Consider the following 19,315-nt stretch of genomic DNA (forward strand, 5'->3'; position numbering starts at 1 on the left):
TCGGGGGTGGGCCTGTCTAATATAGGGATGGTTCGGCCCGCGCCCACCCCTGGCCCCTCCCGCAAGCGGGAGGGGGACTCTTAAAGCATCCCCAGCTCAAGCCGCGCTTCGTCGCTCATATTCTCGGGCGACCACGGCGGATCCCAGACCAGATTCACCTCGGCATCGCCAACCCCCGGAACCGCGCCGACGCGCAGCTCGACTTCGGCGGGCATCGATTCCGCGACCGGGCAGTGCGGCGTCGTCAGCGTCATCGTCACAAGCGCATGGCCGTCGTTGATCTCGACATTATAGATCAGGCCAAGGTCATAGATATTCACCGGAATTTCCGGGTCGAAAATATCCTTCAGCGCGTTGATGACGGCCTCGTACAGGTCGCCGCCGACGCTGTGCGGATCGGCCGCAGCGGGCTTGGCGGCCAGAAAGCCTTCCAGATAGTCGCGCTTGCGCTCCAATTTTGCGCCCAACGTTTCTGGCGCAGTTTCCACGTCCGCGACGCGCGCCTTTGGCGGGGCCTCGACGCTGTTCACTTCCTCGACCCGAATCCCGGTCTCACTCATGCGGTCCTCGCTCATCCGAAAATCCTCTCGACGCGCGACAGCCCCTCGATCAGGGCCGCGACATCGTCGTCATTGCTGTAAACGCCAAAACTCGCGCGCGCGGTCGCGGGGACACCCAGATGCTCCATCAGCGGCTGTGCGCAATGGTGCCCGGCGCGGATCGCGACCCCGCTTTCATCCAAGATAGTGCCGATGTCGTGCGGATGCACCCCCGCCATCGAAAAGCTTACGATTCCCGCGCTGTTTTCGGGACCGAAGAGCGTGATGCTGTTCTTGCGCGCCAATGCCTCGCGTAGTGTACCGACCAGCCCAACCTCATGCGCATGGATCGCGTCGACGCCGATCGCCTCGACATATTCGACCGCAGCCGCCAGCCCGATTGCCTCGATAATCGCGGGGGTCCCCGCCTCGAAACGCGTCGGGGCGGGGGCATAAGTCGTCTTCGCAAAGGTCACGCGGTCGATCATCGACCCACCGCCCTGCCACGGCGGCAGCGTATCGAGCTTGTCGCTCCACAGCACGCCGATGCCCGTCGGACCATAAAGCTTGTGGCCCGAAAAAACATAATAGTCGCAGCCCAAGGCCGCGACATCGACCGGCAGGCGCGGCACCGCCTGGCAACCGTCGATCAGCAGTTCAGCGCCGACGCGGTGCGCAAGTTCCGCCGCGCGCGCGACGTCGAGCGGGCTGCCGAGCACGTTCGACACATGTGCGAAGGCAACCATATTATGTTCGGGGGTCAGCAGCTTTTCGGCGGCGTCGAGATCGATGCATCCGTCGGCGGTCAGCGGGCACACATCAACCTGCCAGCCCGCAAGCTGCCAGGGCACGATATTGCTGTGATGCTCGAGCATCGACAACAGCACGCGGCCCTTCTTCGGGTGCGAGTAAGCGACAAGATTGATTGCCTCGGTCGCGCCGCGCACGAACGCGATCTCATTCTCGCGCGCGCCGATAAAGCCCGCAATCCGCCGCCGCGCGGCTTCATAGGCCAGCGTCATATCGGCCGAACGCGCATAGACGCCGCGATGCACCGTCGCATAATCGCGGCCCATCGCGTTGACGGTCGCGTCGATGACGGCTTGCGGCTTTTGCGCGGTGGCGGCGGTATCGAGATAGTGCCAGTCGCCCGCAAGGCCCGGAAACTGTCCCCTGATCCCGTTCGTGTCGAGCGAAGTCGAGACACCCCGAAGGCGCGCACTATCGATGGGCATCTCGACTTCGCTTGATGCGAACGGGGAGGAGAGGTTGGTCACACCAACTCCCCCAGCTTCGCCAGCGCCAATTCCTGCAACCGCGCCTCATCCTCGGCACCGTCAAACACGCCCGCAACAAACGCCTGCAACATCAGCTTCTTCGCCTCGCCCGGCGGAAGCCCACGCGACTGCAGATAATAAAGCGCCATGGCGTCGAGTTCACCGATCGCGCAGCCATGCGCGCATTTCACATCGTCGGCGAAGATTTCCAGCTCGGGCTTGGCATTGGCGGTCGCGCTGCGGTTCAACAGCATCGCCTTCACATCCTGCGCGCTGTCGGTCTGCTGCGCATCGCGTGCGACCGCGACCTTGCCGAGATAGGTGCCGGTCGCGGTGCCGCCGAGCACCGACCGCACAACCTGCCGCGACGTCGCGCCGGGTTCGGCGTGGGTGACCGTCGTGACGATCTCGAGATTCTGCTCGCCGCCGCCGATCTGCGCCGCGCCGAGGGTGAAGTCGGCGCCTTCGTGCAGCGTCACGGCGAGTTCGATGCGGCCATAGGCGCCGCCGATGTTCAGCACATGCAGCGAAGCCACCGCGCCCTTGCCGAGCACCAGCTCGATCTGACGAATGCCGCCGACGTCCTGCACGATCGCGCGGGCGAATGAGCCGCCAGCGGGCACGATGATGCTCTCGGGCGCAGGCAACGGCCACGCCGCAGCAACCGCTTCAATGTCGGAGTAACGCCAAGCTTCGTCGCGGCGCGAGGGGAGGGGGGCGGTGGTCACGCCGCAATCTCCCCCACTTCGTCACCCCGGACTTGATCCGGGGTCCATGCGGTCATCGATGCCGGATCAAGTCCGGCATGACGATGGAAGTGATGGCGGTGAATGCTCACGCCGCAATCTCCGCATAACCATGCGCTTCCAGCTCACGCGCCAGCTCGGGCCCACCCGACTTCACGATCCGGCCCGCCGCCAGAACGTGGACGAAGTCGGGCTGCACATAATCGAGCAGGCGCTGGTAATGCGTAATCAGCAGCACCGCCTTGTCGGGCTGCCGCATGATCGAATTAATCCCGTCGCCGACGGTGCGCAGCGCGTCGATGTCGAGGCCGCTGTCGGTCTCGTCGAGGATCGCGAGCTTCGGGTCGAGGATGCCCATCTGGACCATCTCGTTGCGCTTTTTCTCTCCGCCCGAAAAGCCGACGTTCACGGGGCGCTTGAGCATGTCCATGTCCATCTTGAGCAGCGCCGCCTTCTCGCGCGCCACCTTCAGGAACTCGCCGCCCGACAGCGGTTCCTGCCCACGCGCCTTGCGTTGGGCATTGAGCGCCTCGCGCAGGAACTGGACGTTCGACACGCCGGGGATTTCGACCGGATATTGGAAGCCCAGGAATAGGCCGGCGGCGGCGCGTTCGTGCGGGTCGAGGGCGAGCAGGTCGACCTCCCCACCTTCGTCATTACGCATTCCACCTTCGTCACCCCGGACTTGATCCGGGGTCCATTCCGGCGCCGCAGCAGTGGATACCGGATCAAGTCCGGCATGACGAGGGGAGGGGGTGAACATCACCGAACCCTCGGTGACCTCATAACCCGGCCGCCCGCCGAGCACATAGGACAAAGTCGACTTGCCCGCGCCATTGGGCCCCATGATCGCATGGATTTCGCCCGCATTGATGCTGAGCGACAGCCCCTTCAGGATCGGCTTGTCGGCGACGGTGGCGTGGAGGTTTTCAATTTTGAGCATTTGATTCTACTATCCCGTTCACAATGGGTTTGGGAAACTCATAGGTTTCCGTCCGAAAGCTCAGAGCCGTCCATTGCGCTCGCACGACGTCATCGATGAAAAACTCAGCGAGCTTGTTGCGCTGCCATTCACCGTAAGCCTTGGAATTTCCCCAAGCCGCAGACATCAGCGCGACATACTTTTGCAAATCGCAACTCTGTCGGGCTTGCAGGTCGGCTTGGTTTAACTCTTGATAGCTGGCATCCGAATATAGGTCGAAAGCTGCGGATTCTGCTGACTTGGCGCGCAGCTTCTGTTGCAACGCTATGATTTTGCGATCTGTTTCTGCGCGGCAATCAAGATAAGGTTCAACAATCGAAACCAGCTTGTTCAACGGCAATTGTGAGTCCGTGGCCGCAGTTGAGCCGGTAAGAGCGACGGCGATAAGTCCCAGCATTACCCCACGCTCCCCTCAAGGCTGATCCCGAGCAACTTCTGCGCCTCGACCGCAAACTCCATCGGCAGCTGCTGCAGCACTTCCTTGGCGAAGCCATTTACGATCAGCGCCACCGCTTCTTCCTGCCCCAGCCCGCGCTGCATCGCGTAAAACAGCTGATCGTCGCTGATCTTGCTCGTCGTCGCTTCATGCTCGACGGTCGCGGTCGGGTTGCGGACCTCTATATATGGCACGGTGTGTGCGCCACTGAGCGATCCAAGAAGCAAGCTGTCGCACTGGGTGAAGTTGCGCACCCCCTCGGCATTAGGCGCCACCCGCACAATCCCGCGATAGGTGTTGTTCGACTTGCCCGCGCTGATGCCCTTCGAAACGATGGTCGAGCGCGTGCGCTTGCCATTGTGGATCATCTTGGTGCCGGTGTCGGCCTGCTGGTAATTGTTGGTGACCGCGACCGAATAAAATTCGCCGACGCTGTCGTCGCCGTTGAGCACGCAGCTCGGATATTTCCAGGTGACCGCACTGCCGGTTTCGACCTGCGTCCACGACACCTTGCTGCGCTTGCCCTGACACAGCGCGCGCTTGGTCACGAAATTATAGATGCCGCCCAGCCCCTCGGCATTGCCAGGATACCAGTTTTGCACCGTCGAATATTTGATCTCGGCATCGTCGAGCGTCACCAGTTCGACCACCGCAGCGTGGAGCTGATTTTCGTCGCGCATCGGCGCGGTGCAGCCTTCGAGGTAGGACACATAAGCGCCCTTGTCGGCGATGATCAAAGTCCGCTCGAACTGCCCCGTATTCTCCGCATTGATGCGGAAATAGGTGCTGAGCTCCATCGGGCAGCGCACGCCCTCGGGCACATAAACAAACGTCCCGTCCGAGAAGACCGCGCAGTTCAATGTCGCGAAATAATTGTCGTGCATCGGCACGACCTTGCCGAGCCACTTTTTCACCAGCTCGGGATATTCGCGGATGGCTTCCGAAATCGACAGGAAGATCACGCCCGCGCGCTTCAATTCCTCGCGGAAGGTCGTCGCGACGCTGACGCTGTCGAACACCGCGTCGACCGCGACCTTGCGTGCGCCCTCGACCCCCGCGAGCACTTTCTGCTCCTCGATCGGGATGCCGAGTTTCTTGTAAACCTCGAGGATTTCGGGATCGACCTCATCGAGGCTGCCGAGCTTGGGCTTCGGCTTCGGCGCCGCATAATAATAAGCGTCCTGATAGTCGATCGGCGGCACGTTGAGCTTGGCCCAGTCGGGCGTCTCCATCGTCTGCCAGTGGCGGAACGCCTTCAGCCGCCAGTCGAGCATCCATTCGGGCTCGTTCTTCTTGGCCGAAATAAAGCGGACCGTATCCTCGGTCAGCCCCTTGGGCGCGAAGTCGGTCTCGATGTCGGCCGACCAGCCATGTTCATAATCGGCGACCTTCGCCGCGGCGTCATGCGCGGCCTGATCTTTGACGGGGAGTTCGGTGCTGTCTGTCATTGCAAAATTCCGTTCGCCTCGAGCGAAGTCGAGAGGCCCTTCGTGCGTGCATTGTCGAGGGGTGTCTCGACTTCGCTCGACACGAACGGGTTTGATTTGGCGGGGGCGACCGTAAGGCTCGCCAAACTAATTTCTTGCAACGCACCGCGCACCGCGCCGTTCACGACGTCCCAATGCGGCTGCACCTTGCAGCTGCCCTCGAGCGAACAATCATGCCGTCCTTCGGCAACGCAGGCGGTCAGCGCGATCGGTCCTTCGACCGCCTCGATAATATCGGCAACGCTGATCGCCGCCGCGGGCCGCGCGAGCCGCACCCCGCCGCCGCTGCCGCGCGACGCGACGAGCAGTCCGGCACGGGCGAGGCCGCTCACCAGCTTTTGCGCGGTCGGCCCGGGGATGCCCGTCTGTTCGGCCAGCATCGCGGCGTGAATCGGTACCGACCCGCACTGGCGGGCGGCGGCACTCATCAGCACCACGGCATAATCGGCAAGGTTGGACAGGCGCATATTTTTTTCCGTCGCAGTTGCGAACGATTCTTAACTGGAGTAAATCACTCCACTTATATAGGCGAAGCTTTTGCGCGGTGCAACCAAGGGGGGCTAAACGGCGCTCAAGAAAAAAAAGGCACCCATCCGGCCAAAGCCAAATGAGTGCCAAGATGAAGGTCTCGGTCCTCGTCAGGAGGATGAGCTCTTCTGGGTCGCAGGGGTCAAATATGCCCGGCCCGCGATTCGCGATTGGATGGAAACGCCAAAAGGTGATGGCGCGCGATAATCATTGGCTAATTTCGCGCTTAAGTCTCGGACACCATCGGACTGACCTTGCCGGCCAGCTGTTTGCGGCCCTGCGTCGTCGCCTCGGTATAGGGCGACGGCCGCGAGAGTTGCCCCGGAGTCGCGCCAGCGAATTGCTTGATCTCGCGGATCAGGTGCGACTGGTCGTAAAAGGCATCGCCTAGTTGGGTGGTGTCGAGCGCTTCGCCGCGCGCCAGCGCCGACGCCGCACGCACGGCCCGATATTTGCGCGCCAGCATCCGCGGCGACAGCCCATAATAGCGTTTGGTCATCCGCTCGACCGAGCGGATCGACATGCCGGTCGCCTCGACCAGCTCGGGAACCTGCGGCGAGGCCGATGCCGTCAACCATTCGTCTACGGTGCGGATGAACCACAAGGGCGCGGGCTCGTTTCGCGTCAGCACCTCGCGCGCGAAATTATTGCCGATAACCAGCCGCTCCTCGGCATTGGCGGCACTCTCCAGCGCCGCAGCAACCTCGTCCATCCACGGCCCGAAGCGATCCGCTGCGTCCATCGCCCGATTGGTCAGCTTTTCGGCATCGGCGTCCATCAGCGCCGCCCAGCCGGCGGGGAGCATGCCAAAACCGAACATGCGGGTCGGGCAATGGCTGATCGCGCGGACCGGGCCGCTGGTGGGCCCGACGATATTGGCTTTGCAAACCGGCGCGCGGTGGCCGTCGGCGAAGACATATTCGCCGTCGGCGGCGGTCACGAAGCGGAATTGCGGACGGTCGGCGCGTTCAAATTCGTCGAATCGCGGCATGTTGACGCGCGCGAAATAAAAGCTCGAGACCAGCTCCGCCAGATCGGGATCGGGCGGAAAATATTGCAGATCGAACGGCGCATCACCGTCCGCGCCCGCTGGCAAGACTGTTGTTTCCGACATGACGAGACCGACCCCGGCAGCTTTTGGCGCTGCCTTATATTAACCCGCGCAAATCCTTTTGCCTTTTGAGGCAGCGCGTCAAGCGTCAAATTTTGTGACGATTATCCCCCCTGAGCAGCAATCCAGGCGTCCACCTGCTGTTCCAATATGTTAAGCGGCACCGGTCCCGATTTGAGCACGACGTCGTGGAAGGCGCGAATGTCGTAGCGTCCGCCAAGCTTTGCCTGCGCGCGCGACCGCAACTCCATGATTTTCAGCTTGCCGATCAGATAGGCGGTCGCCTGTCCCGGATAGACGATATAGCGCTCGATCCCCTTTTCGATGTCGCCATCGGGGTTGGGCGTATTCGCCTTCAGATAGGCGATCGCCTGCTCGCGGCTCCAGCGCTTGTCGTGAATGCCCGTGTCGACGACCAGCCGCGCGGCGCGCCACAGCTCCATCCCCAGCCGCCCGAAATCGCTATAGGGATCGGTATAAAAGCCCATGTCCCTGGCGAGTTCTTCCGAATAAAGGCCCCAGCCTTCGGTATAGGCGGTGAAGCCGCCAAAGCGGCGGAACGGCGGCAGGCCGCTCAGTTCGGTCTGCACCGCGCGTTGAAGATGATGCCCCGGCACGCCTTCATGATAGGCGAGCGCCTCCAGCTCGGTCTTCGGCATATCCTTGAGGTCATAGAGATTCACATAATAGGTGCCCGGCCGCGACCCGTCGGGGGAGGGGGAGGAGTAAAAGGCCTTGCCTGCCGATTTCTCGCGGAACGCCTCGACCGCCTTCACCACCAGCGGCGCTTTCGGCAGCGTGTTGAAAAAGGCCGGGAGCCGCGCCTCCATCGCTTTGGTCTTGGCATCGACCTCGGCCAGATAGGCTTCGCGCGATGTGTAATAATATTGCGGACTGGTGCGCAGATGGTCGAAAAATTGCGGCAGCGTGCCCTTGAAACCGACCTTCGCCATGATCGCCTTCATCTCGCCATGGATGCGCGCGACTTCGGACAGGCCGAGGTCGTGAATCTGCGCCGCGGTCATGTCGGTCGTAGTGTAGTTCGCCAGCAGCGCCTCATAATAGGCATTGCCGTCGGGCAGGCGCCAGATGCCGTCCTGTGTCGGCGCGCTCGCTTGCTGGCGCTTCATTTCGTCCAGCAGCCGGTCATAGGCGGGGCCCGCGCTTCCGGCCCATGCCGCGCTCGCGCTGCCGCCAAGACGCGCCTTTTCTGTGGCGGCGATATCGAGTTTATCGACCTTGGCGGTGAAATCCTCGATCACCGCATTGCCGGGTTTGCGGATATTTTCGATATCCGAAATCACATAGGCATAGACCCATTTGGGCGGCTGAATACCCGCCGCCGCGCGCTCCGCCGACTGCGCCGTCAGCGTATCGAGAAGCGGGCCAATGCCGCGGATGCGCTCGATATAGGCCTCGACCTCCGCGACATTCGATACGCGATGGATATTGATCAGAAAGGCGGGGAGCTGGCTCTGCGCGCCGTTCATCTGGTCGAAGAGATAGCCATGGCTGCGGAAAGGAAACAGGCGCTCTGCGCGCTCGGCCTGCGCGCCGAACAGTTCGAACGACAGCGCGTCGTCGGCGGATAGAGCGGCGGGGTCGAAGCTGCTGCGCATCGCCGCGGCGGTCGCCTGTTGCAGCTTGTGGCTCGCAACTTCGGCCTCGTCGCTGACATCGTCCCAGCGACCGTAATCGCCGTCGCGAATCCCGCGATAGGCCTTGCCCTGCGGCGACAGCGACAATTGCGCCTTGTCGTAATATTCGAAATATTGCGCGAGATTGGCGCCTGCCGGCGGCTCGGCGGGCGCTACGATGGTGGCGGGCGTGGCGACGTCGGGGGCCACCGAACAGCCTGCGGCGACGAGCATCAGCATGCTGGCGGACATGGCAGTGACAAGGCGGCGATGCGACACGATTTTCTCCCGGTTTTTCCGATATGCAGGGGGCTTGCCATCGCGCCGTCGCACGCGCAAGGGCGGGGCATGTCCTTCTTTGCTTCCGCTACCGATGCCGCCTATGCGCTCGTCCGCCCGCTCGTCCACGCCACCGATGGCGAGGCGGCGCATAATCTGACGATCAGCGCCTTGCAGCCGTTGCCGCGCGCCCACCGCGCGCTGACCAGCCCGGTGCTGGCGACCGAGCTGGCCGGGATCGCCTTTCCCAACCCGGTCGGGCTTGCCCCCGGTTTCGACAAGGATGCCCGCGTCGCGCATGTGATGCCGCATTTCGGTTTCGGCTTTGTCGAGGTCGGCACGCTCACCCCGCTGCCGCAGGAAGGCAATCCGCGCCCACGGCTGTTCCGGCTGGTCGAGGATGGTGCGGTGATCAACCGCATGGGCTTTAACAATGGCGGACAGGCTGCGGCGGCCGACCGGATCGCGCGGCTGCGCGGCTGCGGGCTCGCGGTGCCGCTTGGCATCAATATCGGCGCGAACAAGGACAGCGCCGACCGCATCGCCGACTATGCCAAGGGTACGGCGGCGATGGCGCCGCTCGCCGATTATCTGACCGTCAATATCAGCTCGCCCAACACCCCGGGGCTCCGCGCCTTGCAGGACAAGGGCGCGCTGGAGGCGCTGCTCGACGGTGTGGCGGCGGCGCAGCCCGCAGGCGCGGCCAAGCCCGTGTTCCTGAAGGTCGCACCCGATCTCGAGCCCGCCGATATCGACGATATTGTCGCGGTGGCGATCGACAAGGGACTGGCTGCGGTTATCGTATCGAACACCACGATCACGCGCCCCGCGCTGGCCTCGCGCCATGCCGATGAGGCCGGCGGGCTGTCGGGCGCCCCGCTCGCCGACCTCGCGTTGCAGCGGGTGAGGGACTTTCACGTCGCCAGTGGTGGCCAGGTGCCGCTGGTGGCCGCAGGCGGGATCGCCTCGGCCGAACAGGCGTGGGACCGTATTCTTGCTGGCGCCAGTCTGGTGCAAATCTATTCGGCGATGGTCTTTGCGGGGCCGGGGCTTGCTGCGCGGATCGCGCGCGGGCTGGAAAAGCTTGCGGTGCGCGATGGCTTCGCGCGGGTGGCCGACGCCGTGGGGACGCGATAAGCCATTTTTGCTCTGGGGAACAAGGCTTGCGTTGACCTGAGGCGCGCGCCAAAGTCACCGCATGTTGAAAAGATTCCTCCCTCTCGCAACCCTCCTTACCCTGACCCTCCCGTCGCTTGCCGCGGCGCAGGGCGTGACCTCGTCTGCCGATCCGCGCGCGACCGAGGCGGGGCGTCAGATTTTGCACGCGGGTGGCACGGCCGCCGACGCTGCGATCGCGATGGTTGCCATGCTGACGCTCGTCGAACCGCAATCGAGCGGGGTCGGAGGCGGCGGTTTCCTAGTTTATCACAACGCAGGCGACGATAGCATCGGGACGATCGACGGGCGCGAAATGGCGCCCGCTGCGGCGAAGCCCGGCCGCTTTCTCGCTCCCGATGGCAAGCCGCGTCCCTATTCGGACGTGATACCGGGCGGGCTGTCGGTCGGCGTGCCGGGCAATGTGCGGTTGATGGAAATGGCGCACAAGCGCTGGGGCAAGCTCGAATGGAAGGCGCTGTTTCAACCCGCGATCAAGCTGGCGGAAGAGGGGTATCAAGTGACCCCGGCGCTCTACAATTGGCTCGATCGCTTCCAGACCCAGTGGAAAGATTTCCCGGAAGCGCGCGCAATTTATTATGTCGACGGCAAGCCCGCACCGGTCGGCACGCGGATCAAGAATCCGGCCTATGCCGCTCTGCTGCGCGACATTGCGGCGCGTGGACCCGACGCTTTTTATGCCGGCGCCAATGCGCGCGCGATCAGCGATGCCGTGGCCAATGCGCAGCGTAACCCCGCGATACTGACCGCCAGGGACCTTGCCTCGTACAAGGCGAAGGATCGTCCGGCGGTCTGTGCAACCTATCGCGTTTACAAGGTGTGCGGCATGGGGCCGCCCTCGTCGGGCGCGACGACCGTTTTCGGTATTCTCGGCATGATCGAGGGCTGGGATATGAAGACGATGGGCAAGGCCAATCCGATGAGCTGGCACCTGCTGTCGGAGGCGATGCAGCTTGCTTATGCCGACCGCGAAAAATATCTCGGCGACGGCGATTTCGTCGATGTGCCCGTTACGGGGCTGCTCGACAAAAACTATCTGGCCGAGCGGCGGCAGCTGATCTCGCCCTATGGCCGTGCGACAAGCTATCCCGCGGGCGATCCGCCGGGAGCGAAGCCGCGCACGGTATCGGGCCCGGTCGCCGAGCAGGGCACGACCCATTTCGTCGTCGTCGACCGCGCGGGCAGCGTCGCGTCGATGACCTCGACGGTCGAAAGCATCTTTGGCAGCAACCTGATCGCCAACGGCTATTTCCTCAACAACGAGATGACCGATTTCGACCTGAGCCCCGAAAAGGGCGGCGCGCCCGCTGCGAACCGCGTCGAAGCGGGCAAACGGCCGCTGTCGTCGATGTCGCCGACGGTCGTCTATGGCCCCGACGGCAAGGTCGTGCTCGCGGTGGGTTCGGCGGGCGGCAAGCGGATCATCATGCATGTGACCAAGACGCTGGTCGGCGTGCTCGATTGGGGGCTGAGTGCCGAGGAGGCGATCGCGCTCCCCAACCTGTTCTACGGCCAGGCGGGCGTGCTGATCGAGGGCAACGACATGGGCAAGGCGATCGCCGAACAGATGAAGCCCTTTGGCTATGAGTTTAACCCCACCGATCTCGGGTCGAAGCTCAATGCCGCGCAACGCGTTGGCGATGTGTGGCACGGCGCCGCCGATCCGCGTGGTCCCGGCACTTCGTCGGTGGATGACGCGCCGCCGCAGGGCTAGAATACGACCAGGAAAAACATAACAGACCAACCTCTCCGGGGAGAGAAGAAAAATGAAATTGAAAAACCCGCATCTCGACCATTTCCCCAGCCTGGTCGCGATGTTCTTCGACCGCGCCGAACGGGGCGGCGACGATCCGTTTCTGTGGCGCAAGGCCGATCGCGCGTGGCAGCCGCTGAGCTGGCGACAGGTCGCGCATCAGGTCGCGGCGCTCGCGCATCATTTGCGCGCACTTGGGCTGAAGAATGGCGACCGGGTGGTGCTGGTCAGCGAAAACCGTCCCGAATGGTGCATCGCCGACCTTGGCATCATGGCCGCGGGCTGCATCACCGTCCCGACCTATACGACCAACACCGAACGCGACCACCAGCATATCCTCGACAATAGCGGCGCCCGCGCGGTGGTCGTTTCGACCGCGAAGCTGGCCCGGACGCTGATGCCCGCGGTGATGCGCTCGAACGCGCATATCGTCATCAGCATGGAAAATCTGCGTATCGGTCAGCAGGGCGACGTGGCGATCCACGACTGGGATTCGCTCGTTACGGGCGGTGAGGCGCATCTGGATGAAGCTCACACACGCGCTGCCGCAATGACCCGCGACGACACCGCCTGCCTTATCTATACCAGCGGCACCGGGGGCGCGCCACGCGGGGTGATGCAGCATCATGGCGCGATCCTGCACAATGCGGCAGGCGCTGCGGAAGTTCTCGTCAACGACTTCGGTATCGGCGACGAAGAGGTTTTCCTGTCCTTCCTCCCGCTCAGTCACGCCTATGAACATTCGGGCGGCCAGTTCCTGCCGATCATGGTCGGCGCGCAGATTTATTACAGCGAAGGCCTCGAAAAGCTCGTCGCGAATATCGAGGAGACGCGCCCGACGATCATGGTCGTCGTGCCGCGCCTGTTCGAGGTGATCCGTGCGCGGATGATCAAATCGGTCGAAAAACAGGGCAAGCTCGCCAACTGGATGCTGGGTCAGGCGCTGCGCGTCGGCGAAAAGGATTATGAGCGCCGCATGGGGGTGCTCGACCGGCCGGTCGACATCATCCTCGACAAATTGTTCCGGCCCAAGATCCAGAAACGCTTCGGCGGCCGGATGAAGGCGCTGGTGTCGGGCGGCGCACCGCTCAATCCCGAAATCGGCGTCTTCTTCCACTCGATCGGCCTGACCTTGCTTCAGGGCTATGGCCAGACCGAGGCGGGGCCGGTGATCAGCTGCAACCGCCCTGCCGCCGGGATCAAGATGGACACTGTTGGCCCGCCGCTGATGAACACCGAAGTGCGCATCGCCGACGATGGCGAAATATTGGTGCGCGGCGAGCTGGTGATGAAGGGCTATTGGCGTAACGAGGCGGAGACCGAGCGTGTGCTCGTTCCCGATCCGGCCGAGCCCGACAAGGGCCCCTGGCTTCACACCGGCGACATCGGCCATATCGACCCGCAGGGCCGCATCGTCATAACCGACCGCAAGAAGGATCTGATCGTCAACGACAAGGGCGACAATGTCTCACCCCAGCGCGTCGAGGGGATGCTGACGCTCCAGCCCGAAATCCTTCAGGCGATGGTCTATGGCGACAAGCGCCCACATCTGGTCGGCATGTTGGTTCCCGACCCCGAATGGATGGCCGAATGGGCCGAGGCCGAGGGGCTGCCCAAGGATTTGGAACGGCTGCGCGAACATGAGAAATTCCGCGCCGCGCTGCGCACCGCAGTCGACCGCGTCAACGATCAGCTGTCGGTGGTCGAGAAGGTCCGCAAATTCGACCTCGCCGATGCGCCCTTCACGATCGAGAATGAGCAGATGACGCCCTCGATGAAGATCCGGCGGCATGTCCTGAGGGAAGTTTATGCGGACAAGATTGCCGCGCTGTACAAGGCATAGCCCGTCGCCCCTGCCTTTGCGGGGGCGACGCTAACTATAGATAACAGGCGGGGCTGCGACCCGAGGAGCTCGGCGCAAACCGGACCCCGCCTGTGGCTGAACCCTTGGATTCAGCCTGCATCCCCTTCCGGTTTGCGATAGGGGACGAATTCGCCAAGTACGCATGTCGGACCGCGGATGCCGCTCGACCGATCGACCAGATGAAAGAAATCGCCGGCGCAGGTCGACGATCCGAACTGGCGCACGACCATGATGTCGCTGTCGCGCGCCAGGCCCGGACAGCTGCCCTTCAGGTCGTTGCGATAGACCAGCTTGCCGCTGGCCCGATAAAGCAGGATATCGTCCGATATGCGGATCGTGTCGGTGGTGCGGAAATTGGGCAGGCATTTTTCCGGCGGGCCCGGAACCTTGCCCGCGAGTTGCTTGTTGAGCCGCTCGGCCTGCTTCGGGGTGAGCGCTTCGGCGCCGGGAGCGGCGCTGCCGGCCGGGGCACAGCTTGCGATCAGTGGCGCCGCCATCAGCGCTGCGGCATAAATCAGCTTCGGCTTGGCCATCTTGTGTCTCCTCGACGGTTTCTTCAGGAATGGAGGTTTCTAAAAGCTATGCCGCATCCTTCAGCGCGCGGATGCGCCCGAGTTCTGCGGCGTTTGGCGCGCGCAGGAAGGGGTTGGTCGCGCGTTCAAGGCCGATGCTCGTCGGCACTGTCGCTTCACCCGCCGCACGCGCCGATTCGACCGCGGCCAGTCGCGCGGCAAGCGCCTCATTGCCGGGGTCGACGGTCACCGCGAAGCGCGCGTTCGACAGCGTATATTCGTGCGCGCAGTAAACGCGCGTCGCATCATCGAGCGTGCCCAGCTTTTGCATATTGGCGAACATCTGCTCGGCGGTGCCTTCGAACAGGCGGCCGCAGCCCATCGCGAACATCGTGTCGCCGACGAAAATCGCGGCGTCGCTGGCGAAATGATAGGCGATATGACCGGCGGTGTGTGCGGGGACGTCCCAGACCTCGGCTTCGACGCTGCCCAGGCGAACGCGATCGCCGCCCTTCACCTGGACGTCGAGCGTCGGGATGCGTTCAAATTCGGCGGCGGGGCCGGTGATCGTGCAGCCGGTTGCGGCCTTGATCGCGGCATTGCCGCCAGTGTGGTCGGGGTGCCAGTGGGTGTTCCAGATATCGGTGATCGTCCAACCGCGCTCTGTCGCTGCGGCGAGGACCGGTTCGGCAACCGCGGGATCGACGGCCATCGTCTTGCCGCTCTGGGGTTCGTGGACCAGCCAGACATAATTGTCGCTGAGGACGGGGATACGGACGATGTCGAGTGCAGTCACGAACGTTTCCTTTCTCGCCAGCCTCTCAACCATTTAGACGGAGCCGGTGGCGATCCGCCTTGATCGTACATCCTCAATGCACGATTGCATCCTGTCCTTCCGCAATAAATTCGACATGGCCGAAAGTATCGGCGAGCAGGGCGAGTTTGCCATAGCGAAAGCTATCTGTCTCCCCCTCTTGCATCGCCCATTGCGGTGATGCCGGGCACGTCGAAATCGATCGGCGCGCCCGGCATCATTGTTACCAGCTTCCCGTGTTGGGCATCGATGCCCAGGGTTCCTGCGGCGGCAAATGGCCTTCCTGCAGCAGTTCGACCGAAATGCCGTCGGGCGAGCGGACGAACGCCATATGGCCGTCGCGCGGCGGGCGGTTGATCGTCACCCCGGCGTCCATCAGCCGCTGGCACGTCGCGTAAATATCGTCAACGCGATAGGCAAGGTGGCCGAAGTTCCGGCCGCCGTCATAGGCTTCGGGTGCGCTGCCATCCTCGGCGGGCCAATTATAGGTCAGCTCGACCTCGGCGATGCCGTCCTGCCCCGGACAGGCGAGGAAGATCAGCGTGAAACGTCCCTGTTCGCTGTCAAAGCGGCGGGTTTCCTCCAGACCGATATGGTTGAAGAAGGCGATCGTTGCATCGGGGTCGGTGACCCGGATCATCGTGTGAAGATATTTTGTCATGGCCCTGTTTAGGCGCGCAGCGACATTTCTTCAAAGGCTTCGAACAAGGATATGAATTCATCCGGAACAGGCGTGGGTGCGCCCTGCGCTTCGGCGACATGGACGCTGACTTCCATCCCCGCCGCACGCAGGTCGTCTTTCCCCGCGCCATGCAGTTCGAACAAAAAGGTCATCGAGCTGCGGCCGACGCGCGAACAGCGCACGCAAATGTCGATTTCCTCGTCGAGCAGGATCGGCACCTTATAATCGACCTCGGCGCGCGCGACGTGAAATTCGGGGCTCTCGCGCTCGGGCCAGCGATCATAGACCCCGGCGGCGCGCCAATATTCGGTGATGCCAATGTCGAAATATTCGAGATAGCGGCTGTTGAATACAACGGCCTGCGCGTCGATTTCGGCATAGCGGACGCGCTTGCGGACGGAGAAGCGAAACTCACTGCGGGCCATGGGAATCCTTTAGTTTCGGGTGTCTGTTGCGAGCCGCGCGACGGTGTCGATCAGCAGCGCGATGTCGCTATCGCGCGACAGGCGGTGGTCGCCGCCCTTGATGAGCGTGGTTTGTACATCTTCGCTGGCGAGCGCCGCCGACAGGCGCAGGCTGATGTCGGGCGGGACGTCGCCATCTTCCTGCCCGTGGAGCAGACGGACCGGGCAGGCGAGCGGAATGACGGCGCCCAGCAGCCGGTTCGCTTCGCCCGACTGAAAAAAGCCGCGCGTCGTCACATAGGGCTGGTCGCTGTACGGTGTTTCCTCGCGCAACTCGCCCTCGGCGAGGATGATCGCCTTTTCGGTGTCGCTGAAACCCCAGTCGGTGAAATCGGGCGCGGCCGCAATGCCGACCAGCCCCGCAACGCGGCTCGGCCCGTCGCGTCGGACAAGCGCGAGCGCGGCGAGCAGCATCAGCCAGCCGCCCATCGACGACCCGACAATCAGCACGGGACCTTCGACGCGTGCGTCGATCAGGTCGATGATATCGCCGCGCCAGTCGAGCAGGGTCTGTTCGGCGAACAAACCGTCCGACTGGCCGCAACCGGCATAATCGAGCAACAGGCAGGCGCGTCCTTCGGCCGCGGCCCAGGCATGAAGCGCGGTCGCCTTGCCGCCCTCCATGTCGGACATGTAACCGGGCAGGAAGATGATCGTCGGTCCCGTTCCCACGACGTGGCGATAGGCAAGGCGGGGGCGGCCGGACCGCTCCAGATATTCGGGTGCGGGCGTTTCGGTCACGCCGCTCCGTCCTCTGTTTCCGTTCGTGTCGAGCGAAGTCGAGACACCCCTCGTCGTGGCGCAGGGCCGAGGGGCATCTCGACTTCGCTCGATGCGAACGGGTCTTTTGACGAATGCGTTTCGGTCACGCCGGTCAGATGACCCAGTCGACCGTGCTCATCTGGGCAACGGCCTGTCCCTTGGCGCTTCGCTGTTCGACCATGATCTTGTTGAGGCGGCGGATCGTGTCGCTACCGGTGGTGATGCACCAGCCGGGAACGACCGCATGGACCAGTGCGCCCAGCCCGCCCCAGATCATCGTGACCCCGAATTTCGACGCGACGCCGAAATGCTCGATATAATCTTCATCGACGCTCCTGGGATGGTCGACGAACAGATGTTTGAACAGCTTGAGCATTGGGGGGACGGCTCCTTTTCCGGCTGCTGCCGCCCTAGCGGGATCGTATATCGCTCGCAAGGGCGGCGGCTTTCGAAGGCTCAATCTCTCAGGAAAATGGCCTCGATCGGCAGGCCGAACAGGTCGGCGATACGAAAGGCGAGGGGGAGCGACGGGTCATATTTCCCTGTTTCGATCGCATTGACCGACTGGCGCGACACTTGCAGCCGCTCGGCGAGGTCGCCCTGGCTCCAGTCGCGTTCGGCGCGCAGGACTTTCAGCCGGTTCTTCACGCGCCGCGCACCTTGTTGACAAGCTGGCCGACGGCCAGTCCTATCGCCCACATCGGCACCACCGCCCATGTCGGGACATGGGGTGCGACGCCGAAAGTTGTCAGAAAACCCCAAAAGGTTCCGATCGCGAGCAGCAATCCCGTCGCCATGAGCGCAGCATTGACCGTCCGGGCACGCAGATATTCGTCACTCTCTTCGATGACATAGCGCGTCATCGCCCAGATCATGCCGAAAGTACCGAGTGTGGGCAGCAGCGACAGTGTCGCGGCGACCGACTTCGAAACCGCCCGATCGTCGAACAGCGCCACCGCGATCAAAAATCCGATCACATAGGCGAAAGAGGCGGCGAGCATCCGCCGACTATAGCGCATCGCAGCGGGCGAAGCGGAACCGGTCGCTCGCTGCATCCGCTCGGGCGCGCGCACCATCGGGATCAACAGCAGCATCGGGAGCAGCATCACCGCCATGCCCCACGGCGGCTGGATGAAGTCGCCCGATATGATCAGGAGACCGGCGGCGATCATGCCGACCATGAAGGCGGTTACCCAGAAGAGGGTGGCGCGTTTTGCGGAGGCAGCGGTATTGGTCGTCATGTCAAGCTTCCTTGCGAATAAGTAAAGGAAGGTTGATATTTTGAAACGGGTGAGTCAAGTTTCATTGACAAGGTGCAAAGCTATCAAGACTATATCGTCACCCCGGACTTGATCCGGGGTCACGCTTTGCCCGCGAGGAAAGGATGGATGCCGGATCAAGTCCGGCATGACGCATGTTAGGGGGATGGCAAAGCCGGGGCTTCGCCGATCAGCCGGCTCGGCCAGCCAATCCGTACCAGCGTTTCGTCGGGGTCTGACAACGCGAACTCATACATGCCCCATGGCTTGTGCGTCGGCGCCTTTTCGCGCTCGAGGATATGGTCGCGCATCCGTTCCGCGATGTCCTCGACGCGCGCAGTGTAGAAATAGAGGCCGAAGGGATTTTGTCCCGGCACCAGCCAACCGTCGGGCGACTCGCTGGTCAGGTGAAGCTGCCAGCCCGCGCCATCGCTCAGGATGCGATAGCTGCCATAATCACCTTCGACCGCCAGCCCGAGCCGTTCGTAAAAGGCGGTGCTGACATCGAGGTCGGTGCACGGCAGGATGGCGACGATGCTATGCTGGGGCTGGTCGGTCATAGGCGCAGGCTATCGTGCGCCGCCCGAACGGCCAAGCGATGACGCCACCGCCAGTTGAGAAGATGCGCGGAAGCAAGGCTGATTGCCCCCGCCGACGTCAGCAGCCGGTCGGCCAGCTCGCGATCCGCCGTCGCGATCCAGCCTTCATGCGCCGCAAGCCCAAGCGCCAACAAGCCGAGCCCCAGTGCGGCAAGGAACGCGGGGGCAAACCGCCGGTGCCGCCGCCACCCGTCTGACATTGCGATCAGCGCGGCGGGCAGCGCGAGCAGCAGGATCGCGGCATGCACACCCTCAGGCAGGGTCAACCAGTGGCCGAGCGCCGGAGCGAGCAGGATGGCGAGCGGCAAGGCGAGGCAATGGATCAGGCAGGTCAGCGACAGGCCGACCCCCGCCAGATCGGCGGCGCGCGGGCGGAGTGTGGGGAGGCACATGCAATGTCTTTCGCGG

The 19,315-nt window shown here is 63.2% G+C and carries 22 protein-coding genes; 3 read left to right on the forward strand and 19 right to left on the reverse strand.

Features of this window, described 5'->3' with window-relative positions:
- Window positions 1-80: 80 nt before the first annotated feature.
- From CDQ91_RS12115 to CDQ91_RS12155, 9 genes are all read right to left on the reverse strand, one after another.
- The gene (locus CDQ91_RS12115; RefSeq protein ID WP_088473000.1) at window positions 81-575 is read right to left on the reverse strand and encodes an SUF system Fe-S cluster assembly protein; all 495 of its coding nucleotides are present in this window, start codon (window positions 573-575) and stop codon (window positions 81-83) included.
- Window positions 572-1,774 carry an aminotransferase class V-fold PLP-dependent enzyme gene (locus CDQ91_RS12120; RefSeq protein WP_088473167.1) on the reverse strand — a complete coding sequence of 401 codons (1,203 nt, stop codon included), beginning with the start codon at window positions 1,772-1,774 and terminating at the stop codon, window positions 572-574. The genes CDQ91_RS12115 and CDQ91_RS12120 overlap by 4 nt, the downstream gene beginning before the upstream one ends.
- Window positions 1,775-1,812: 38 nt before the next feature.
- Window positions 1,813-2,544 (reverse strand): SufD family Fe-S cluster assembly protein, encoded by a 732-nt coding sequence (locus tag CDQ91_RS12125; protein ID WP_088473001.1) that lies wholly within the window; start codon window positions 2,542-2,544, stop codon window positions 1,813-1,815.
- Between the two features lie 106 nt (window positions 2,545-2,650).
- Window positions 2,651-3,505: a Fe-S cluster assembly ATPase SufC gene (gene sufC, locus CDQ91_RS12130; protein WP_088473002.1), complete on the reverse strand. Its 855-nt coding sequence runs from the start codon at window positions 3,503-3,505 to the stop codon at window positions 2,651-2,653.
- Window positions 3,492-3,941: a hypothetical protein gene (locus CDQ91_RS12135; RefSeq protein WP_088473003.1), complete on the reverse strand. Its 450-nt coding sequence runs from the start codon at window positions 3,939-3,941 to the stop codon at window positions 3,492-3,494. Before CDQ91_RS12135 ends, sufC begins: the two co-directional genes overlap by 14 nt.
- Window positions 3,941-5,428, reverse strand: a complete 1,488-nt coding sequence (gene sufB / locus CDQ91_RS12140; RefSeq protein WP_088473004.1) for a Fe-S cluster assembly protein SufB — start codon at window positions 5,426-5,428, stop codon at window positions 3,941-3,943. The genes CDQ91_RS12135 and sufB overlap by 1 nt, the downstream gene beginning before the upstream one ends.
- Window positions 5,425-5,934: an SUF system Fe-S cluster assembly regulator gene (locus CDQ91_RS12145; protein WP_237245958.1), complete on the reverse strand. Its 510-nt coding sequence runs from the start codon at window positions 5,932-5,934 to the stop codon at window positions 5,425-5,427. The genes sufB and CDQ91_RS12145 overlap by 4 nt, the downstream gene beginning before the upstream one ends.
- Before the next feature lie 287 nt (window positions 5,935-6,221).
- Window positions 6,222-7,109: an AraC family transcriptional regulator gene (locus tag CDQ91_RS12150; protein WP_088473005.1), complete on the reverse strand. Its 888-nt coding sequence runs from the start codon at window positions 7,107-7,109 to the stop codon at window positions 6,222-6,224.
- A gap of 101 nt (window positions 7,110-7,210) precedes the next feature.
- The gene (locus tag CDQ91_RS12155) at window positions 7,211-8,977 is read right to left on the reverse strand and encodes a DUF885 domain-containing protein (protein ID WP_237245977.1); all 1,767 of its coding nucleotides are present in this window, start codon (window positions 8,975-8,977) and stop codon (window positions 7,211-7,213) included.
- Window positions 8,978-9,091: 114 nt separating this feature from the next.
- Between CDQ91_RS12155 and CDQ91_RS12160 the strand changes: the two genes are divergently transcribed.
- The 3 genes from CDQ91_RS12160 to CDQ91_RS12170 all read left to right on the forward strand — a co-directional run bounded on the left by CDQ91_RS12160 (window position 9,092) and on the right by CDQ91_RS12170 (window position 13,794).
- On the forward strand, window positions 9,092-10,159 hold the full coding sequence (locus CDQ91_RS12160) for a quinone-dependent dihydroorotate dehydrogenase (protein WP_088473168.1): 1,068 nt from the start codon (window positions 9,092-9,094) through the stop codon (window positions 10,157-10,159).
- A gap of 61 nt (window positions 10,160-10,220) precedes the next feature.
- On the forward strand, window positions 10,221-11,912 hold the full coding sequence (gene ggt / locus CDQ91_RS12165) for a gamma-glutamyltransferase (RefSeq protein ID WP_088473007.1): 1,692 nt from the start codon (window positions 10,221-10,223) through the stop codon (window positions 11,910-11,912).
- A gap of 52 nt (window positions 11,913-11,964) precedes the next feature.
- Window positions 11,965-13,794: an AMP-dependent synthetase/ligase gene (locus CDQ91_RS12170; RefSeq protein WP_088473008.1), complete on the forward strand. Its 1,830-nt coding sequence runs from the start codon at window positions 11,965-11,967 to the stop codon at window positions 13,792-13,794.
- Between the two features lie 110 nt (window positions 13,795-13,904).
- Here the strand turns inward: CDQ91_RS12170 and CDQ91_RS12175 are convergent, their stop codons facing one another.
- The 10 genes from CDQ91_RS12175 to CDQ91_RS12220 form a co-directional block, all read right to left on the reverse strand.
- Window positions 13,905-14,348, reverse strand: a complete 444-nt coding sequence (locus CDQ91_RS12175) for a hypothetical protein (protein WP_088473009.1) — start codon at window positions 14,346-14,348, stop codon at window positions 13,905-13,907.
- 46 nt (window positions 14,349-14,394) lie between these two features.
- The gene (gene gloB / locus CDQ91_RS12180; protein WP_419722563.1) at window positions 14,395-15,123 is read right to left on the reverse strand and encodes a hydroxyacylglutathione hydrolase; all 729 of its coding nucleotides are present in this window, start codon (window positions 15,121-15,123) and stop codon (window positions 14,395-14,397) included.
- 241 nt (window positions 15,124-15,364) lie between these two features.
- Window positions 15,365-15,802 (reverse strand): VOC family protein, encoded by a 438-nt coding sequence (locus CDQ91_RS12185; protein ID WP_088473011.1) that lies wholly within the window; start codon window positions 15,800-15,802, stop codon window positions 15,365-15,367.
- Window positions 15,803-15,810: 8 nt separating this feature from the next.
- Window positions 15,811-16,248 (reverse strand): acyl-CoA thioesterase, encoded by a 438-nt coding sequence (locus CDQ91_RS12190; protein WP_088473012.1) that lies wholly within the window; start codon window positions 16,246-16,248, stop codon window positions 15,811-15,813.
- Between the two features lie 9 nt (window positions 16,249-16,257).
- Window positions 16,258-17,028 (reverse strand): alpha/beta fold hydrolase, encoded by a 771-nt coding sequence (locus CDQ91_RS12195; RefSeq protein WP_088473013.1) that lies wholly within the window; start codon window positions 17,026-17,028, stop codon window positions 16,258-16,260.
- A gap of 133 nt (window positions 17,029-17,161) precedes the next feature.
- Window positions 17,162-17,425: a DUF6356 family protein gene (locus CDQ91_RS12200; protein WP_419722564.1), complete on the reverse strand. Its 264-nt coding sequence runs from the start codon at window positions 17,423-17,425 to the stop codon at window positions 17,162-17,164.
- A gap of 80 nt (window positions 17,426-17,505) precedes the next feature.
- Window positions 17,506-17,697 carry a helix-turn-helix transcriptional regulator gene (locus CDQ91_RS12205; RefSeq protein WP_088473014.1) on the reverse strand — a complete coding sequence of 64 codons (192 nt, stop codon included), beginning with the start codon at window positions 17,695-17,697 and terminating at the stop codon, window positions 17,506-17,508.
- On the reverse strand, window positions 17,694-18,290 hold the full coding sequence (locus tag CDQ91_RS12210; protein WP_088473015.1) for a hypothetical protein: 597 nt from the start codon (window positions 18,288-18,290) through the stop codon (window positions 17,694-17,696). Before CDQ91_RS12210 ends, CDQ91_RS12205 begins: the two co-directional genes overlap by 4 nt.
- 176 nt (window positions 18,291-18,466) lie before the next feature.
- On the reverse strand, window positions 18,467-18,868 hold the full coding sequence (locus CDQ91_RS12215) for a VOC family protein (protein ID WP_088473016.1): 402 nt from the start codon (window positions 18,866-18,868) through the stop codon (window positions 18,467-18,469).
- Window positions 18,865-19,299: a MerC family mercury resistance protein gene (locus CDQ91_RS12220; RefSeq protein ID WP_088473017.1), complete on the reverse strand. Its 435-nt coding sequence runs from the start codon at window positions 19,297-19,299 to the stop codon at window positions 18,865-18,867. Before CDQ91_RS12220 ends, CDQ91_RS12215 begins: the two co-directional genes overlap by 4 nt.
- Window positions 19,300-19,315: the final 16 nt, after the last annotated feature.

The organism is Sphingopyxis witflariensis, assembly GCF_002205635.1.
Lineage (GTDB): Bacteria > Pseudomonadota > Alphaproteobacteria > Sphingomonadales > Sphingomonadaceae > Sphingopyxis > Sphingopyxis witflariensis.

Bases quoted from the DNA above. Each gene is read 5' to 3' on its own strand.
- CDQ91_RS12115 (WP_088473000.1), bottom strand. From the start codon at position 575: ATGAGCGAGGACCGCATGAGTGAGACCGGGATTCGGGTCGAGGAAGTG.
- CDQ91_RS12120 (WP_088473167.1), bottom strand. From the start codon at position 1,774: ATGCCCATCGATAGTGCGCGCCTTCGGGGTGTCTCGACTTCGCTCGAC.
- sufC (WP_088473002.1), bottom strand. From the start codon at position 3,505: ATGCTCAAAATTGAAAACCTCCACGCCACCGTCGCCGACAAGCCGATC.
- CDQ91_RS12135 (WP_088473003.1), bottom strand. From the start codon at position 3,941: ATGCTGGGACTTATCGCCGTCGCTCTTACCGGCTCAACTGCGGCCACG.
- sufB (WP_088473004.1), bottom strand. From the start codon at position 5,428: ATGACAGACAGCACCGAACTCCCCGTCAAAGATCAGGCCGCGCATGAC.
- CDQ91_RS12145 (WP_237245958.1), bottom strand. From the start codon at position 5,934: ATGCGCCTGTCCAACCTTGCCGATTATGCCGTGGTGCTGATGAGTGCC.
- CDQ91_RS12150 (WP_088473005.1), bottom strand. From the start codon at position 7,109: ATGTCGGAAACAACAGTCTTGCCAGCGGGCGCGGACGGTGATGCGCCG.
- CDQ91_RS12155 (WP_237245977.1), bottom strand. From the start codon at position 8,977: ATGCTCGTCGCCGCAGGCTGTTCGGTGGCCCCCGACGTCGCCACGCCC.
- CDQ91_RS12160 (WP_088473168.1), top strand. From the start codon at position 9,092: ATGTCCTTCTTTGCTTCCGCTACCGATGCCGCCTATGCGCTCGTCCGC.
- ggt (WP_088473007.1), top strand. From the start codon at position 10,221: ATGTTGAAAAGATTCCTCCCTCTCGCAACCCTCCTTACCCTGACCCTC.
- CDQ91_RS12170 (WP_088473008.1), top strand. From the start codon at position 11,965: ATGAAATTGAAAAACCCGCATCTCGACCATTTCCCCAGCCTGGTCGCG.
- CDQ91_RS12175 (WP_088473009.1), bottom strand. From the start codon at position 14,348: ATGGCCAAGCCGAAGCTGATTTATGCCGCAGCGCTGATGGCGGCGCCA.
- CDQ91_RS12185 (WP_088473011.1), bottom strand. From the start codon at position 15,802: ATGACAAAATATCTTCACACGATGATCCGGGTCACCGACCCCGATGCA.
- CDQ91_RS12190 (WP_088473012.1), bottom strand. From the start codon at position 16,248: ATGGCCCGCAGTGAGTTTCGCTTCTCCGTCCGCAAGCGCGTCCGCTAT.
- CDQ91_RS12200 (WP_419722564.1), bottom strand. From the start codon at position 17,425: ATGCTCAAGCTGTTCAAACATCTGTTCGTCGACCATCCCAGGAGCGTC.
- CDQ91_RS12210 (WP_088473015.1), bottom strand. From the start codon at position 18,290: ATGACGACCAATACCGCTGCCTCCGCAAAACGCGCCACCCTCTTCTGG.
- CDQ91_RS12215 (WP_088473016.1), bottom strand. From the start codon at position 18,868: ATGACCGACCAGCCCCAGCATAGCATCGTCGCCATCCTGCCGTGCACC.
- CDQ91_RS12220 (WP_088473017.1), bottom strand. From the start codon at position 19,299: ATGTGCCTCCCCACACTCCGCCCGCGCGCCGCCGATCTGGCGGGGGTC.